The organism is Halomonas sp. AOP43-A1-21, assembly GCF_052376775.1.
Taxonomy (GTDB): Bacteria; Pseudomonadota; Gammaproteobacteria; order Pseudomonadales; family Halomonadaceae; genus Vreelandella; species Vreelandella colorata.
The window spans coordinates 148,290-164,205 of the sequence record NZ_JBQSWC010000002.1 but is presented as its reverse complement, the minus strand read 5'-3'; the positions used below and the strand labels follow the sequence as shown (position 1 = coordinate 164,205).

The 15,916-nt window shown below is 52.1% G+C and carries 14 protein-coding genes; 5 read left to right on the top strand and 9 right to left on the bottom strand.

Annotation, left to right across the window (positions count from 1 at the left end):
• Nucleotides 1–9: 9 nt before the first annotated feature.
• Entirely contained in the window at nucleotides 10–1,500 is a 1,491-nt protein-coding gene (locus ACT3R7_RS02025) for a SulP family inorganic anion transporter (protein WP_193092314.1), read from the bottom strand.
• Between the two features lie 523 nt (nucleotides 1,501–2,023).
• Here ACT3R7_RS02025 and ACT3R7_RS02020 point away from each other — a divergent pair.
• The gene (locus ACT3R7_RS02020; protein ID WP_193092313.1) at nucleotides 2,024–3,037 is read left to right on the top strand and encodes an isocitrate dehydrogenase; all 1,014 of its coding nucleotides are present in this window, start codon (nucleotides 2,024–2,026) and stop codon (nucleotides 3,035–3,037) included.
• A gap of 83 nt (nucleotides 3,038–3,120) precedes the next feature.
• Here the strand turns inward: ACT3R7_RS02020 and ACT3R7_RS02015 are convergent, their stop codons facing one another.
• Entirely contained in the window at nucleotides 3,121–5,247 is a 2,127-nt protein-coding gene (locus tag ACT3R7_RS02015; RefSeq protein WP_193092312.1) for a heavy metal translocating P-type ATPase, read from the bottom strand.
• A gap of 68 nt (nucleotides 5,248–5,315) precedes the next feature.
• Here ACT3R7_RS02015 and ACT3R7_RS02010 point away from each other — a divergent pair, with 68 nt between their 5' ends.
• Entirely contained in the window at nucleotides 5,316–5,753 is a 438-nt protein-coding gene (locus ACT3R7_RS02010; protein ID WP_193092311.1) for a MerR family transcriptional regulator, read from the top strand.
• Nucleotides 5,754–5,890: 137 nt separating this feature from the next.
• The gene (locus tag ACT3R7_RS02005; protein ID WP_193092310.1) at nucleotides 5,891–7,165 is read left to right on the top strand and encodes a methyl-accepting chemotaxis protein; all 1,275 of its coding nucleotides are present in this window, start codon (nucleotides 5,891–5,893) and stop codon (nucleotides 7,163–7,165) included.
• 67 nt (nucleotides 7,166–7,232) lie between these two features.
• On the opposite strand, the gene ACT3R7_RS02000 is transcribed toward ACT3R7_RS02005, so the two are convergent.
• The gene (locus tag ACT3R7_RS02000; RefSeq protein WP_192536945.1) at nucleotides 7,233–7,883 is read right to left on the bottom strand and encodes a peroxiredoxin; all 651 of its coding nucleotides are present in this window, start codon (nucleotides 7,881–7,883) and stop codon (nucleotides 7,233–7,235) included.
• 170 nt (nucleotides 7,884–8,053) lie between these two features.
• Nucleotides 8,054–9,085, bottom strand: coding sequence for a CNNM domain-containing protein (locus ACT3R7_RS01995; RefSeq protein WP_193092309.1), 1,032 nt, complete (start codon nucleotides 9,083–9,085; stop codon nucleotides 8,054–8,056).
• A gap of 255 nt (nucleotides 9,086–9,340) precedes the next feature.
• Here ACT3R7_RS01995 and ACT3R7_RS01990 point away from each other — a divergent pair, with 255 nt between their 5' ends.
• Together ACT3R7_RS01990 and ACT3R7_RS01985 are read left to right on the top strand one after the other, a co-directional pair.
• On the top strand, nucleotides 9,341–9,991 hold the full coding sequence (locus ACT3R7_RS01990; protein ID WP_193092308.1) for a DUF1826 domain-containing protein: 651 nt from the start codon (nucleotides 9,341–9,343) through the stop codon (nucleotides 9,989–9,991).
• A gap of 88 nt (nucleotides 9,992–10,079) precedes the next feature.
• Nucleotides 10,080–10,784 carry an inorganic diphosphatase gene (locus tag ACT3R7_RS01985; RefSeq protein ID WP_193092307.1) on the top strand — a complete coding sequence of 235 codons (705 nt, stop codon included), beginning with the start codon at nucleotides 10,080–10,082 and terminating at the stop codon, nucleotides 10,782–10,784.
• A gap of 101 nt (nucleotides 10,785–10,885) precedes the next feature.
• Here ACT3R7_RS01985 and ACT3R7_RS01980 read toward each other — a convergent pair whose 3' ends face one another.
• The 5 genes from ACT3R7_RS01980 to ACT3R7_RS01960 all read right to left on the bottom strand — a co-directional run bounded on the left by ACT3R7_RS01980 (nucleotide 10,886) and on the right by ACT3R7_RS01960 (nucleotide 15,617).
• Nucleotides 10,886–11,353, bottom strand: a complete 468-nt coding sequence (locus ACT3R7_RS01980) for an S-ribosylhomocysteine lyase (protein WP_192536941.1) — start codon at nucleotides 11,351–11,353, stop codon at nucleotides 10,886–10,888.
• Nucleotides 11,354–11,401: 48 nt separating this feature from the next.
• Nucleotides 11,402–11,749 (bottom strand): putative quinol monooxygenase, encoded by a 348-nt coding sequence (locus tag ACT3R7_RS01975; RefSeq protein WP_193092306.1) that lies wholly within the window; start codon nucleotides 11,747–11,749, stop codon nucleotides 11,402–11,404.
• A gap of 60 nt (nucleotides 11,750–11,809) precedes the next feature.
• On the bottom strand, nucleotides 11,810–12,487 hold the full coding sequence (locus ACT3R7_RS01970) for a haloacid dehalogenase type II (RefSeq protein WP_193092305.1): 678 nt from the start codon (nucleotides 12,485–12,487) through the stop codon (nucleotides 11,810–11,812).
• 112 nt (nucleotides 12,488–12,599) lie between these two features.
• A complete protein-coding gene (locus tag ACT3R7_RS01965) occupies nucleotides 12,600–14,033 on the bottom strand; it encodes an aminotransferase (RefSeq protein ID WP_496198735.1) in 1,434 nt (477 codons plus the stop codon).
• An 87-nt stretch (nucleotides 14,034–14,120) separates the two neighbouring features.
• On the bottom strand, nucleotides 14,121–15,617 hold the full coding sequence (locus ACT3R7_RS01960; protein ID WP_193092304.1) for an NAD-dependent succinate-semialdehyde dehydrogenase: 1,497 nt from the start codon (nucleotides 15,615–15,617) through the stop codon (nucleotides 14,121–14,123).
• Nucleotides 15,618–15,916 lie beyond the last annotated feature (299 nt).

Sequence of the window (15,916 nt, the reverse complement as noted above, 5' to 3'; positions counted from 1 at the left end):
TTGTGTTAATTAGTGGCCGCCCATGAGTTTTTCAACAGCCTCAGGATTATTGTGCACTGCATAACGATCCACAACCGTGGCACTGGCTTCGCTTAAGCCAACAAGCTCTACCTCGGTGCCTTCGCGGCGGAATTTGATTACCACGCGGTCAAGGGCTTGCACAGCAGTAACATCCCAAAAGTGCGCCTTGGATAGATCGATTATTACTCTCTCAAGGCTCTCTTTAAAATCAAAGGCCGCCATAAAACGCTCGGAGGAGGCAAAAAACACCTGCCCTACCACCTGATATTCACGTCTATTACCTGCCTCTGTCTCAGTTGAGCCGATGTAAAGAATGTTGCCCACTTTATTAGCAAAGAACAGGGCTGCGAGCAGCACACCCACGAATACCCCAATGGCCAGGTTGTGCGTGCCTACCGTGACAGCAACGGTCGCCAGCATGACAATATTGGTGCTTAAAGGGTGCTTTTTGAGATCGCGAATCGACGCCCAGCTAAAGGTACCGATCGACACCATAATCATAACCGCTACCAGCGCCGCCATGGGAATCTGGGATACCCAATCCGCCAGAAACACCACCATCAACAGCAGTACAACGCCCGCAATCAATGTAGAGAGACGCGTACGGCCACCGGATTTTATGTTGATCACCGACTGACCGATCATCGCGCAGCCCGCCATACCACCCATCAGACCGGCGCCAATGTTGGCCATGCCCTGTCCCTTGCATTCGCGATTCTTGTCACTGGGAGTATCGGTCAAATCATCCACAATAGTTGCGGTCATCATGGATTCGAGCAGGCCCACCACACACAGCATTAGCGCATACGGCAGGATAATCATCAGCGTTTCAAGGTTAAGTGGCACACTCGGCCACAGAAATACCGGGAGGGTATCCGGAAGCTCGCCCATATCGCCCACGGTGCGAATATCCATGCCACTCACCATATATACGATGGTCAACACCACAATGCACACCAGCGGCGAAGGCAGCGACTTGCCGATAACGGGCAGGTACGGAAACAGGTAGATAATCCCCAGGCCCGCCGCCGTCATGGCGTAGACGTGCCAGGTAACGTCGGTCAGCTCAGGCAGTTGCGCCATGAAAATCAGAATCGCCAGCGCATTAACAAAGCCTGTCACGACCGAACGCGACACAAAGCGCATTAGCTCGGCGAGCTTTAAATAGCCGGCGATAATCTGGAACACGCCAGTTAACAGTGTGGCGGCCAGCAGGTACTCAAGGCCATGTTCACGTACTAGCGTTACCATCAGTAGTGCCATGGCACCGGTCGCTGCCGAAATCATCCCGGGCCGACCACCGGTAAAGGCGATGATCACCGCGATACAGAACGAGGCATAAAGACCCACCTTCGGGTCAACACCGGCGATAATCGAGAACGCAATGGCCTCGGGGATGAGCGCCAACGCGACTACCAGGCCCGAAAGTGTGTCGCCTTTAATATTGGAAAACCACTCATGCTTGCTGAAAAGTGCCATTCAGGGAGTCCATAGTTACGGATTAAACACGACGTGCCAACACCGCCATGTAGGGCTAGATGTCACGTCATTAGGATCAGATTGTATGAGTCAGGCTATAAAATGAAGACGCCAAGAGCGTCAGTAGCCAAATAACGGCAATAGAATGCCGTAACGCCGTGGAAGCGCTTACGCGCAGTGACGTTGGTAAAGAAGGGAATTACCTAGGGTGGAGTCATCAACCCAGCGGTAAGTAATACAGATGTTGCCAATGAGTGTTTCATTGCGCGTATGCCTTGCCGTGATATTTTACGAAGCTGCCTTGCCATTGCGGGTTAAACGGCAGAGCAGGCGAAGAGTTTACCAGCACGCCATCCTTTCTGCACCCCAGCGCAAGAAACGTTTAATTAAACACTTGAATACCCAGCGCGAGATGACCTGCTGCATAGCCATCGCTTACCATAGGGGTCAAGCGCGTAAAGCGCACGCTATACGCTTGGTCAACGATAGCGGCCAGCGGTCATTGACATCAGAGGAACAACACATGAGCCAAACGATTGCGGTTATTGAAGGCGATGGCATCGGTCCAGAAATTATGGACGCCACCTTAAAGGTATTGAATGCCCTTGAGTGTGGCTTGAACTATGAGTTTGTTGATGCAGGCTTGGTAGCGCTTGAAAAACATGGCACGCTCATTCCTCAAGCATCACTGGATGCCATTGAGAAACACGGCATTGCGCTTAAAGGCCCTCTTACGACCCCCATCGGCAAAGGCTTTTCTTCCATCAATGTTCAGCTTCGCCGCCACTTTGACCTTTACGCTAACGTGCGCCCGGCCATTAGCTTCCCAGGTACTAAATCGCGCTTTGAAGATATCGATATGATTACCGTGCGCGAAAATACCGAAGGCGCTTATCTGTCTGACGGGCAGGAGATGATCGACGACGGCAACACCGGTATTTCCGTTATCAAGGTGACCCGTAAAGGGTCGGAGCGCATTGTACGTTATGCGTTTGAGCTGGCTAAAAACCAGGGGCGTAAAAAGGTCACCGCTGTTCATAAAGCCAATATCATTAAAACCAGTTCAGGCCTGTTTCTTGAAGTGGCGCGCGAAATCGCCAAAGAGTATCCCGAACTCGAGTTTCAGGAAATGATTGTTGATAATGCCTGTATGCAGCTGGTGATGAACCCGCATCAGTTTGATGTCGTGGTCACCACAAACCTGTTTGGCGATATTCTCTCAGACCTTTGTGCTGGGTTAGTGGGTGGTTTGGGCCTGGCTCCTGGAGCGAACATTGGCGAAAAAGCCGCGATTTTTGAAGCGGTGCACGGCTCAGCGCCGGATATTGCGGGTAAAAAGCTTGCCAACCCCTGCGCCCTGCTGCTGGCCGCCGCGCAGATGCTTGACCACCTGGGCATGAATGCTAAAGCGGAGGCAATTCGTCAAGGTATCCGTGAAGTACTTGAGACGCGCCGCGAGATGGTAACCCCCGACATGGGCGGTACAGGCACCACTGACACGTTCGCCCAAGCGTTGGTTGAGTACGTCGAAGCATAGCGTTAGAGAATCCAGGCCCTTCTATACTCAGGGCCTGGAGCAGGTTCCTTGATCAACAAACGCTGGTTTCTCAGTCAGCCATGCTAAAAACGATAACGTAGCAGACGCATGGCATTTAGCGTTACCAAAACCGTTGCCCCTGTATCTGCCATTACGGCCACCCACATACCGGTTACGCCCAGCAACGTAGAGACCAGAAAAACCGCTTTGAAGCCCAACGCCAGCGCTACATTGGTTTTCACGTTAAAAAGCGTTGCCCGGGATAGTTTAATCAACTCCGCGACCCCGCTAACGCGATTTTTCAGCAGGGCCGCATCCGCCGTTTCCAAGGCTATATCGGTCCCATTGCCCATGGCGATGCCTATCTCTGCCGCGGCCAAAGCCGGGGCATCGTTAATCCCATCACCGACCTTACCCACCGGGCCTAATCCTTTTGCTTGCCATTCACGTACCCGCTGCGCCTTATCATCAGGCATCAATTCACCGTACGCTTGAAGCCCCAGCTTTTCTCCAATGGCTTGCGCCGTTTGGTTATTGTCGCCGCTGAGCATAATCACTTCCACACCCAGTTTTTTAAGTGCCTGTATGCCTTCGAGTGCGTCCTCACGCGGCTCATCACGTAAAGCAATTAGCCCGTACAGCACTTGATTTTCAATTAACAGGGCAACGCTTTTCCCCTGCCGCTCAAGCGTCTGGATACGCTCTGCCCATGAATCTAAAGGCAGTCCGATATGCGCCAGATAGCGGGGACTAACGAGCATTACCTCACTGTCGTCTACGTGGCCTATCACCCCGCTCCCAGGCAGCGAGCGCACAGAGACCGCCTCGTTTAACGGGATAATGCCCTGCGCCTGCGCATGATTAGTAATAGCGGTTGCGATGGGATGATTAGCGCCCTGTTCAAGAGTCGCTGCCAGGCGCAGTAATCGGGTTTCAGCACCCGGCGTTGCAACCTCAATATCGGTTACTTGTGGAGCGCCCGCGGTTAATGTGCCCGTTTTATCAAGGGCCACCCGCTTAAGATGGCTTAGCTGTTCCAGCACAGCCCCGCCTTTAATCAGCAACCCATGCCGTGCTGCACTGGAGAGCCCAGCGGCAATAGCTGCAGGCGTTGAGATCACCAGAGCACAAGGGCAGGCAATCAATAACAGCGTGAGCGCTCGATAGGTGGACTCCGACCACGTCATATCAAATGCCAGCGGAAGCACCAACGCAACTAACAACGCGGCCACCACCACAGCAGGCATATATATCTGGGCAAAACGATCAATGAAACGTGCCACTGGTGCTTTACTGGCCTGCGCTTCTTCAACAAGCCTCACTATCCGCGCGAGGGTGTTGTCTTCAGCGCGGCGAGTTACCTCTATCGTTATCAAGGCATCCAGGTTAATCGTACCAGCAAAGACGTCGTCATCGACCAAGCGAGCGCGAGGCACTGATTCTCCAGTGACCGGTGATTCATCAATTGATGATTCGCCTGAAAGGATATAGCCATCGCAAGGTACTCTGTCGCCGGGGCGCACCACAACATGCTGACCCGGCATTAAGGTTGATGCAGCGACTTCACGTGTTACGCCGTCAACTAACAGCCGTGCCGTTGAGGGAGTTAAATTCGTGAGCGCCGAAATACGCCGCCGCGCCTGAGTCGCGGCAACGCCTTCAAGCAGCTCTCCTACCGCGAATAGAAATACCACTACGGCGGCCTCTGCCAAGGCCCCAATAGCAAGCGCCCCCACGGCGGCAATGCTCATCAGCATTTCAATGGTAAACGGATTGCGCATGCGTAAGGCACGCCATGCCGACTGTACGATGGGTATCAGCCCCACCAGCGTTGTCGCCAAAAATGGCCAGTGGCCAGCTGCTGGCCAAACCAGCGTGCAAAGCCATGCCAGCAAAAGCAAACTTCCGCTCAAAAGCACCAGCTTTCCTTTAGGTGTTTGCCACCAGGCGGGCGAGCTGGACTGGGATGAGTCGGCCGTTACGGGGATGTACCCCAAACGTATCAGCGCTTCTTCCACTGCTTGCCGGTTAGGGCGCGTTTTATCATCGCTGACAATATTTACCGTACCGCTGATACTGCTGGCAGCGACGTGATGAATGTTGTCCAAGCGACTCAATGCTGCTTCAACTTTTCGCTCACACCCGCCGCAATCCATGCCTTGCACATGGAGCGTTAAGATATCCGACCTGCTGTGTTGACTAGTAGACATGGCACTCGCTTCCTTAATCTCCTATCGTAATGACAGCGTAATACCTGTAGCGACTAGAGGTTCAAGCCATGAAAGAGCAAATACCACAACAATCTATTTCTGAGCAGCAAGTAGGCATTGGTGAATTGGCACGTCTGTCCGGCTGCAAGCCTGAAACGGTGCGCTATTACGAGCGCATAGGGTTACTGCCTTCAGCACCACGTAATCAAGGTAATCAGCGGCGTTATACTCCTGCCGCTATCCGCCGTCTGACGTTTATACGTCATGCACGAGATTTCGGTTTTTCTGTGGATGCGATACGTGAGCTTTTGGTAATGGTTGATCACCCCTCCATGCCCTGCCAACAGGTAGATGCACTGGCAAGGCATCACTTGGCGGAGGTGGAGTCGCGTATCGCTCGCCTTACCGCACTACGTGATGAGTTAACCCAGACCATTGACCAATGCGCGGGGGGCAGTGTTAAGCAATGCCATATTATTGAAGTGCTGAGCGAACCCCTCCATTAAATAACATCAATTAGCGGTAACTAAATATTACGATTTTATTCAACTGTCACTAAACGAAAAAAACTGTGTTTTTGGTGTAAGCTCATACTAATCTTTTAGAAAAATTATACCAACCCTATACGATGAGCACACGACTAATGCTACCTTTACGATCCAGCTCACATTTACGCACCGCTGTCCAACAGCACACCGCGTTCATTACCTTTACACCGACTGGCGATATCAAAACCGCAAGCCCGCTGTTTTTAGACGTCATGGGCTATACCCTTAACGACCTGCGCGACCAGCACCACCGCATGTTCTGCAGTCAAGCTGAAGCCCAGACGCCGGAATATCAGGCGTTTTGGCAAGCGTTAGCGGCCGGTGAAAGCCATCGAGGTACGTTCCGGCGTTTTAACGCCCAAGGCAACGAAGTATGGCTGGAAGCTACTTACCTTCCGATTTGTGACCGGCGGGGCCGCGTCCGTGAAGTGGTTAAGTTAGCCAACGATATCACCGATGCTCACCTCCAGGCTGAGCGTAAAAATGCCGTTCTTCAGGCGCTAAACGGTTCCATGGCGGTAATTGAATTTACCCCTGAAGGCAACGTACTCAATGCCAACGAGAATTTTGAACGCACAATGGGTTACCGCAATGAACAAATTATTGGGGTACATCATCAGCTGTTTTGCTCTGAGGACTTTTATAAAACGCATCCACATTTCTGGCAGTCTTTATCCCAGGGCGAGCTGATGCAGGGTAAATTTGAGCGCATTAATGCACAAGGCAAAAGCGTTTGGCTAGAAGCCACCTATAACCCTATTTTTGATTCCAACGGCAAGGTATTTAAAGTGGTCAAGTTTGCCACCGATATCACTCGTGCCGTTGAAGAAGCGGAAGCGACTAAGCAAGCGGTTTCTTCGGCACAAAGTACGTCAACGCAGACAGAACAAATAGCTCAAAACGGCCTAAACCATCTGCAGCGAGTCATGCGCGATACCGACCAGGCCGCCCAGACCATAGCGGAAGCTCAGCGGCTGATCGAAGCGCTGAACGAACAGGCCAAGAGCATCAATAGCATCACAGCCTCCATTGCCCGCATTGCCAACCAAACCAATTTGCTATCGCTGAACGCTGCTGTAGAAGCTGCCCGGGCGGGTGAACAGGGACGCGGTTTTGCCGTGGTTGCTAACGAAGTTCGGCAGCTAGCGACAGGCTCAAGTAATGCGGTAACTGAAATTACTCAGTTGCTGAAAGAGAATACGGCGCTAGTAATGAAAACCACCGAGGCCATGCAGCTGGTCGTTGAACAGGGTAAATCAAGCCAGGCAAGCGTTGGTGAAATTGAAAACATTGTTAATGAAATCTTATTGGGCGCGCGTAACGTATCGAACACGGTTGAACAACTTGCCTTAGAAGCTTCGCAAGCTTGATCAAATCCCACTAAAAAGCCCCGAGGTTTTAGAACCTCAGGGCTTTACTATACGCAGTACTTAGCGCTTACTTAAGTGACGTTTTACGTAAGTAAGGCAGCACGGCTTCAAACTCACCAAATTTCTGCTTGGCGTCAGCATCTGAGACGCTGGGCGGAATAATCACATCCTGGCCAACGGTCCAATCAGCAGGCGTCGCAACACCGTGTTTAACGGTTGCCTGGAGGGCGTCGAGGGCGCGCAGGATTTCTGCAAAATTACGCCCTACCGTCATGGGATAGGTCATGGAAAGCTTGAGCTGCTTATCCGGGCCGATAATAAACACCGAGCGTACCGTGGCGCTATCGGCAGGCGTGCGGCCATCCGGCAGGTAAGCATCTTCAGGCAGCATATCAAAAAGCTTTGAAACCTTGAGGCCTTCGTCAGCAATGATCGGAAAGTCAACATCGCTGCCGCTGTACTGGGTAATATCGCCCGCCCAGCGCTTGTGATCTTCAACACCATCTACCGACACGCCAATCACTTTAGTGCTGCGTTTTTTCCACTCGGCACTTAGTGTGGCTACCGCACCAAACTCAGTGGTACAGACCGGCGTAAAATCTTTGGGGTGTGAAAACAAAATAGCCCAGCTGTCGCCGATCCACTCATGAAATTGAATAGGCCCCTGGCTAGTTTGGGCTTCAAAATCGGGAACGACCGCATTGATACGTAATGACATAGTGCCTCCTTCGCGGGTGATTAATGTTTTTTTAATACCTTAAACCACCTATAGATAATTCACCATAGAACATTTAGTGCTAAGACTACGAATGTTATCCCAACGTTCACGTGTTTTTCTTTTCAGGACCGTGCGCCTGAATCTTATGAGCCAACCAGACGCCCTGCTATCTAAATAGTGGAACTGGAATCTTTATGCTTTATACGGGTCAGCCAGCGCTGCTTGGCGTGATGCCTTAAATTGGCCACGCTATCGGTTTCATCAATAATGTCCTGGCCCAGGATAGCTTCAATAATATCTTCAAGCGTAATAAGGCCCACAAAGGTGCCATGCTCATCATATACAACGCGCATATGCAGATGGTCCTTGAGCATTGAAGCAAACACATGCTCTACATTATGCGCGATATCGACACTCGCAATGGGATGCATAAGCTCACGCATGGTTTTAGCATCATCGGCATGATACATATCGGCTTTATGCACATAGCCAAAGGCCATTTCACCGTTATCCATCACTGGAAAACGCGTAAACGGCGTCTTACTGTACTGCTGATCAAATGTCTTGACGTCCATGTTCGGTGGCACTGTCACGCACACCGTTCTTGGCGTCATGGCTTGGCTTACAGCAATTTCATGCAGGTTAAGCATATTGATGATGGTGCGCGACTCATCAGCATCCAGCACCTTCTCCTCAAGCCCAACACGTGCCAACACCTTGATTTCGTCGCGTAGATCAACGTCGTGCTCTGACGTGCCCAGCCGACGCGTAATCTGCTCCGACATCCAGATAAAGGGCAGTAACCCCACTATCATCGGCTTTAATAAACGCGGCAAAAGCGGTGCCAGACCGCGCCAGTAGGTGGCGCCAATCGTCTTGGGAATAATTTCAGAAAGTATCAGAATCAGCATCGTCATGACGGCAGATACAATGGCAATTGAGGCTTCTCCGAATACCACTGCCGCTTGTGCCCCCACCGCTGTTGCACCAACGGTATGCGCAATTGTATTAAGCGTCAGTATCGCCGCCAGTGGCCGGTCAATGCTGGTTTTAAGCTGGCTAAGCGAGGCATGCAGCTTGGGTTTGTCTTCTTTCAGCCTGGCGATATAGCTTGGCGTAAGGGAGAGCAAGGCCGCTTCAAGGATGGAACATAAGAAAGACAGTGCGATAGAAAGCGTGGCAATCGTGATGAGCAGGAACATGAGCGCCTGAGGTGAGGGGTTATAGCGTGTTTATAGGAGCAACTATGGACGCCTGTCAATAGACCTCTGCAGGCCTTTTCTGACATGGGCAATGGTGGCCGCCCGCAGAATGTCTAAGCGCTTGGATGGAAAGGTATTAAGCGATAACGGCATGCCGAAAAATAATGTTAGGTTACCTCAAACTGCATTTAATGTTATAACATATCAATTATGATTTTGATAACTAACTACGTTCTTCTTTGACGAGGTTAACTTATGACCGCCACCGCCTCCTCGACCACACTGTCTCCCATTCATGCCGCGATGGGTAAAGATATCAGCGTGCTGCCGCGTATATTTGAAGATTCCATTAATATTGCCGTGATGCAACGCCGCTTACCTGCCGACGTTGCATTAAGTGCTACGGCGCAATGCCAAACAGAGCGCCCCTGGCAGTTTTCATGGTTAGGTACCCCCGATGACAACCTCATAGAAGAACTTAGGCGCCGCGCGCCGCAGCCGGAGGCGGCAAATGCTCTGATTGACGATATTGTGTCCCTTGCCCAGGCGGTTGCTTATCTGTTTGAGTCACAGACCGTAGGTATACGGCTTAGAATATTGACCGAGGCGATGTGCCCGCGTTTTCATTGCGACAATCTTCCTGTGCGCTTAGTGACAACCTACCTAGGCCCCGGCAGTGAATGGCTGCCCGAAGAAGCCGTTAACCGCGATGGATTGGGAGCCCCGACTCCTGACAGGCCTGAAATAGTACTTAAACCTAATGCCGTCCAAACGCTCAAAGCAGGCGATATCGCGCTTATTAAAGGCAGTGGTTGGGAAGGATGCGAGCATAGCGCACTAGCGCACCGCAGCCCCTCACTTAATGAAGGCCAAAAGCGACTGCTACTTACAATTGATCCTGCCTGACATGTTGAAACTGTCATTAATGCGTCATCCCCACCTGATAAGTTTTTGTAAACGTTTTTGTAAAATCTAATCAGGTGTGGGAATTGTTATGCGTAACAAAATATTGCTTGCGAGTTTGATGTACGCCTCAATGCTAACGACTACCGTTCATGCGGAGCCGCTGGGTGGCTTAGCATTTTCTGAGACAACGCCTCACAGCTCAAGCATGAACATGAAGGACGATTTCACCATTGTTGGTGATCAAGATTTAATGGCGATGGATGCTATAAATTCTAATGGCGTTGTCAGCGCCATTATTGAAATCCCAACAGGCACATCAGCTAAATGGGAAGTTAGTAAAGAAGATACTAACGCGGTTTACTGGGAATATAAAAATGATGCGCCCCGCGTTGTAAATTATCTGGGTTACCCCGGAAATTACGGTGCGATTCCTGGCACAGACCTACCTAAAGAAATGGGCGGTGATGGCGACCCGCTCGACGTGATTGTGCTAGGTCAGGCAATTCCACGCGGCGAAATCGTTGATGTCCGCGTTATTGGGGTTCTGAAAATGCTGGATGGCGGTGAGCAAGACGACAAACTCATAGCGGTGCTGACTCAAGGTTCACCATTTGCCCATGTTGAAAGCATGACGCAGCTCGATAGTGAATTCCCTGGTGTTAGCCAAATCATCGATATTTGGTTTGCAAACTACAAAGGGCCCGATGGCGGTATGGAAGGACTTGGGTTTGAAGATGCCGAATCCGCTTTAGCTGTATTAGAAGCGGCCGCTGAGAATTTTTCAACGCCATAAATAAGCTGTGTTATATAGCAAAACAAATGCAAAAATAACCAAGCTTATCAGCAGAACGCCTCTATACAGAGGCGTTTTAGGTTTACTAAATCACTACGTAATCAAGCAAATACTTCCGTCCACTCACCGCGTTTGGCGAGCAGGTTACGAGCGAGTTCCTGAGCACCTTCCAGGCTGTGGCTGGCGGCCCATCCACACTGCATTTCGTTGCAGGCAGGTACTTCGGTGGCGATTAGTACATCGTTCAGCGTTTGCTCGATGATGGTTAGCACGTCGTCGTAGTTATCGTGGTTAATCATCGCGATATAGAAGCCGGTTTGGCAGCCCATGGGGCTGATATCGACGACTTTATCGGTATGATTGCGCGATAGCTCGGCCATTAAGTGCTCAAGAGAATGCAGCGCAGGCATCTCCATGTGTTCTTTATTGGGCTGGCAGATACGCAGATCGTATTTATGGATCTGGTCGCCGTTCTGGCCTTGCTTGATATCCGCCAGACGCACATAAGGCGCTTTTACCTTGGTATGGTCCAGGTTAAAGCTTTCAACGTTCATTTTCTTGTCGGTCATGTTTGCTCCGTGTTTATCGGTGTCGTGAGCCCATTCTACACGCGGGGTTTATACCTTGGGGGCGTCAAAGTTCCACGGTTCATCGGTATACACGCACACATTGGCGTCTTCGATATCGCCATCGGGTGATTCAACATGCTCAGCGAAGAAGTCCTGAATCTCTTTACGCTGACAATGCGCTTCAAACTCTTCACGACTGGCCCAGATTTCATGGAATACGATCGGGTAACCGGTGCCCTGAGCGAAGGGATTATCGATCTGGCGCGTCACCGTGTAGTGAATGCAGGCGTCTTCCCGGTGAGTATTTGGTTCAAGCGACTGAAGCGCCTTGAACACCTCCTCTTCTTTGCCCGGTTTGGGTTTAAAGCTGGCAACACAGTAAATTTTCTCTGACATGATCGCGTCCTAAGTCGTTACGTGTAGCCTATTATGCGGCTTCAGGGACGGGATACCAACCTAACCGATCAGTCGCCCCGCCAGCGTTTCCAAATCAGGCACCGTCATATCCGGCTCGATCCCCCACGGATCAAATGGCGCATCGGAATGACGCCGCACCCAGGCACTGCGTAGCCCTGCATGGGTTGCACCAATCACGTCAAAGGGATTGCTGGAAATTAACCAGGTATGCTCAGGGCGCGTCTCCAGCTGCGCGCGAAGATACGCATAGACTGCCGGGTCTGGTTTAAAGCGCTTGATATCATCCACGCTCACCACCGCGTCCATATGGCTTTCTACCCCCGCACGTGCCAGCAACTGTGTAACCGCTTCAGCCGTGCCGTTGGAAAACGCCACGCAACGGATACCCGCGTCACGTAGCTGATCAATAGCAGGCACCACGTCAGGGAAGGCAGGAAGCTCTGCATATATAGCCATCAGGTGATCGTGGTCGTTATCCGAAAGGCCCGCCTGTAGCGCACGGTTGGTGAACACCAGGGCTTCTCGTGTGCATTCTGAAAAAGGCACGTAAGCCCCCATCAATGCGTGCCGAAAGCTGTACTCCAGCTGCTTCTCCCGCCATCGCTTGGCAAACTCACCCGCCTTGGAGGCATCCGTCAGGCGCCGTTCAAGCTCGGTGGTAACCCCTTGTGTATCAATCAGCGTGCCGTAAACATCAAAAGCCAATACCGGTTGCATAGTCACTCCTGCCTCTCAGTCGATCATGCACTCTGTTCAGCATAGCCGCCTTGTTCAAAAACAAAAACGCCGCTGCATAAGCAGCGGCGTTTATAAGGTCAGCGCCTATCCATTAAACCGTAAAGGCAGCTTCCTGATGGCCTTTTTTCAGATCGCCTGAGCGCGTAAGCTCATCCGCTACACGGTCGATAGCGCGTTTGGCGCGACCAATCATGTCATCAACTTCTGAGCGATTGATAGTAAGCGGAGGCGCAAAGCCCAGGATATCCCCTTGGGGCATGGCGCGAGCAATCAAGTTCTCTTCCATTGCCGCTGCCGCCACGCGTGGGCCAACTTTTAATGCCGGGTCAAAGTGCAGGCGCTGTTTCGCCTCGGGCGAAAACTCAAGCGCGGCCATCAGGCCAACGCCGCGCACATCTCCTAACAGCGGATGGCCTTCAAAGGTAGCCTTAAGCTGCGCCTGGAAGTAGGCACCCGTTTCCGCGGCGTTGCCCACCAGGTTTTCACGCTCAATGATATCCAGGTTGGCAATGCCCGCCGCACAGCCCAGCGCATGACCAGAGTAGGTCCAACCGTGACCGATGGGACCAAACTCGCCGGTGCCCTGCTCAAGCACTTGCCATACTTTTTCACCCACAATCACGCCGGAAAGCGGCTGGTAAGCACTGGTCAGGCCTTTAGCAATCGTGACCAGATCAGGCTTCATGTTGTAGTGGTGGCTACCGAAGTCAGAGCCGGTACGCCCGAAGCCACACACCACTTCATCAGCGATCAGCAGCACATCGTACTTGGCAAGCACGGCTTGAATCGCATCCCAGTAGCCTTCCGGCGGCGGTACGATACCGCCCGTACCCAATACCGGCTCGCCGATAAACGCCGCCACGGTATCCGGGCCTTCTTCAAGAATCATCTCTTCCAGCTTGTCGGCGCAGTAAGACGAGAACTCGAGCTCAGTCATGCCGTGCTGTTCGGCTGCGCGCAGGTAGTAGTGCGGCGCTTCGGTATGGCGGATGGTATCGATAGGCAGATCGAAATGATCATGGAACGCCTTGAGGCCGGTCAGTGAGCCGGAAGCAATGCCCGAGCCGTGGTAGCCGCGCATCCGCGAGATCACCTTTTTCTTCTGCGGACGGCCCAGCACGTTGTTGTAGTAACGCACGATTTTCAGCTGGGTTTCGTTAGCGTCTGAGCCTGACATGCCGTAGTAGACTTTGGACATGTTCATGCTGGCGATTTTCAGAATACGCTCGGAAAGCGCAATCTGCGGCTCGTTCGAGTGGCCCACGTAAGTGTGGTAGTAGGAGATTTCCATTGCCTGCTTATAAATCGCCTCGGCAATTTCCGTGCGGCCATAGCCGATATTCACGCAGTAAAGCCCGGCAAAGCCGTCGATAAATTCGCGGCCGTCCTTATCCACGATATTGATGCCCTTACCGCCGGTAATTACACGGCCCGGCGCATCGCCATGGGCAAAATCACGCAGGTGAGTAGAGGCGTGAAAAGTGACTTTGCGGTCGCGTTCGATCAGATCCTGATGCAAGCTCATAGCGTTCTCTCTGTACGATCAACCTTCCTACTGTTAGGAAAGTTTTTAAAATTAGTAACAACGTAAGTTTTTATGCAATCTGCGCCGCTAGCTTCCCGAGACCGACCCAAGCGCGCCCAAACAGTAATACTTGGTTTCGAGATACTCGTCGATACCGGTGGCGCCGCCCTCCCGGCCAAGACCAGACTGTTTCACGCCGCCGAACGGCACCGGCGGGCCGGTCATCTTCACCGAATTGACGCTGACCATGCCGTACTCCAGCGCACGCATCAGTTTCCAGATCCGGCGGATATCATGGGTATAGACATAGGCCGCCAGGCCATACTCGGTATCATTGGCAAGCTCGATGACTTCTTCATCGCTCGAATAAGCAGTAATCCCGGCCACAGGGGCGAAGTTCTCTTCCCGCCAGACTTTCATTTGTGGCGTTACGTCCGTTAATAGCACCGGCATAAAGAAGTTATCGCCCGGGGCTTGGCTCTGGTCACCCATCACTAGCGTTGCACCCTGGGAAATCGCATCGTCGACAATTGCAGCGGCCTTCTCTACGGCTTGGCGATGAATCAACGGGCCAAGGTCTACTTCACCCTGCAATCCGTTACCTACGGTTAACGCCGCCATGCGCTCGGTAAATTGCTTAACAAACTCATCGTGAATGGATTCGTGCACCAGAATACGATTGGCTGCCAGACAGTCCTGCCCGGCCGTTTGGAACTTGGCCGCAACCGCCGCATAGGCCGCTTCCTTAGGATCCATATCCGGCCCAACGATAAACGGCGCATTGCCACCCAATTCCAGGGAAAGACGTTTCACGGTACCGGCGCTTTGTTCCATTAACAGGCGGCCAACGCGGGTGGAGCCGGTAAATGACAGCGCTCGAATGCGCGGCTCGCTGCACAGTATTTTAGAAACCTCGGCAGGCTCACCCAGCACAACGTTAAAGATACCGTCCGGTATGCCTGCCCGCTCGGCCAATTCTGCCAGCGCCAGCGCTGAAAAGGGCGTCTCATTGGCAGGTTTCACAATCACCGGGCAACCAGCAGCCAGCGCGGCCGCCGCTTTACGGGTAATCATTGCCAGTGGAAAATTCCACGGCGTAATCATCGCGGCGATCCCGACAGGCTCTTTGATAGTCCCCAACGAGGCGTTGGGAATATGGCTGGGGATAGTTTCCCCGTAAGTGCGCTTACCTTCTTCGGCGAACCAGCGCACAAAGCTTGCCCCGTACTCTACTTCACCACGCGCATCAGGCAGCGGTTTGCCCTGCTCCAGCGTCATGATGGTCGCCAGATCTTCACGATTGGCCTGAATCAAATCGTACCAGGCGAGCAGACGTTCGCAGCGCTCATCGGCACGCAGGGCACGCCAGCGGACAAAGGCGGCCTCTGCCGCATCAACAGCTGCGGTAATCTGTTTGGCTTCAAGCAGCGGGATATGACCAATAGCTTCGTTGGTTGCCGGATCATACACCGCTTCTTCACGGCCACCTTCCCCATGCGTCCATTTGCCATTCACATAGGCATACTGGCGGAACAGGCGTGGGTCTTCCAAGCGTTTAACCAGCGTGGTCGATAGTGTGGTCATGGAAACCTCCCCTGGTTGAAGCCATTGACAGGCGACAAACCGTTGCACGTTGACGATTGAAAAATTAGCTTTTGGCCTAGTTTTTCGATGTGCCTAGCGTAAGGGAGATAGCGCACGAAGTGTTTTTGAAAACTGCCACTTATTATGCGGCTTTTTTTGTCAACGGGCGTTTGGGAGTGGTTTTTTTTGGTTGGCGCAAGCGTATTGTTACGCAGTATCAAACTAAAATTATAAAGAGTGTAAATAGCCGCGATACTTTAAATTTAAACGTTTTTTACCATAATACTCGGCTAAGATGA

Excerpts from the sequence above, each read along its gene's own strand:
- ACT3R7_RS02005 (WP_193092310.1), top strand. The coding sequence starts at position 5,891 with ATGCTACCTTTACGATCCAGCTCACATTTACGCACCGCTGTCCAACAG.
- ACT3R7_RS02010 (WP_193092311.1), top strand. The coding sequence starts at position 5,316 with ATGAAAGAGCAAATACCACAACAATCTATTTCTGAGCAGCAAGTAGGC.
- ACT3R7_RS02025 (WP_193092314.1), bottom strand. The coding sequence starts at position 1,500 with ATGGCACTTTTCAGCAAGCATGAGTGGTTTTCCAATATTAAAGGCGAC.
- ACT3R7_RS02020 (WP_193092313.1), top strand. The coding sequence starts at position 2,024 with ATGAGCCAAACGATTGCGGTTATTGAAGGCGATGGCATCGGTCCAGAA.
- ACT3R7_RS02015 (WP_193092312.1), bottom strand. The coding sequence starts at position 5,247 with ATGTCTACTAGTCAACACAGCAGGTCGGATATCTTAACGCTCCATGTG.
- ACT3R7_RS01985 (WP_193092307.1), top strand. The coding sequence starts at position 10,080 with ATGCGTAACAAAATATTGCTTGCGAGTTTGATGTACGCCTCAATGCTA.
- ACT3R7_RS01990 (WP_193092308.1), top strand. The coding sequence starts at position 9,341 with ATGACCGCCACCGCCTCCTCGACCACACTGTCTCCCATTCATGCCGCG.
- ACT3R7_RS01975 (WP_193092306.1), bottom strand. The coding sequence starts at position 11,749 with ATGTCAGAGAAAATTTACTGTGTTGCCAGCTTTAAACCCAAACCGGGC.
- ACT3R7_RS01970 (WP_193092305.1), bottom strand. The coding sequence starts at position 12,487 with ATGCAACCGGTATTGGCTTTTGATGTTTACGGCACGCTGATTGATACA.
- ACT3R7_RS01960 (WP_193092304.1), bottom strand. The coding sequence starts at position 15,617 with ATGACCACACTATCGACCACGCTGGTTAAACGCTTGGAAGACCCACGC.
- ACT3R7_RS01965 (WP_496198735.1), bottom strand. The coding sequence starts at position 14,033 with ATGAGCTTGCATCAGGATCTGATCGAACGCGACCGCAAAGTCACTTTT.
- ACT3R7_RS01980 (WP_192536941.1), bottom strand. The coding sequence starts at position 11,353 with ATGACCGACAAGAAAATGAACGTTGAAAGCTTTAACCTGGACCATACC.
- ACT3R7_RS02000 (WP_192536945.1), bottom strand. The coding sequence starts at position 7,883 with ATGTCATTACGTATCAATGCGGTCGTTCCCGATTTTGAAGCCCAAACT.
- ACT3R7_RS01995 (WP_193092309.1), bottom strand. The coding sequence starts at position 9,085 with ATGTTCCTGCTCATCACGATTGCCACGCTTTCTATCGCACTGTCTTTC.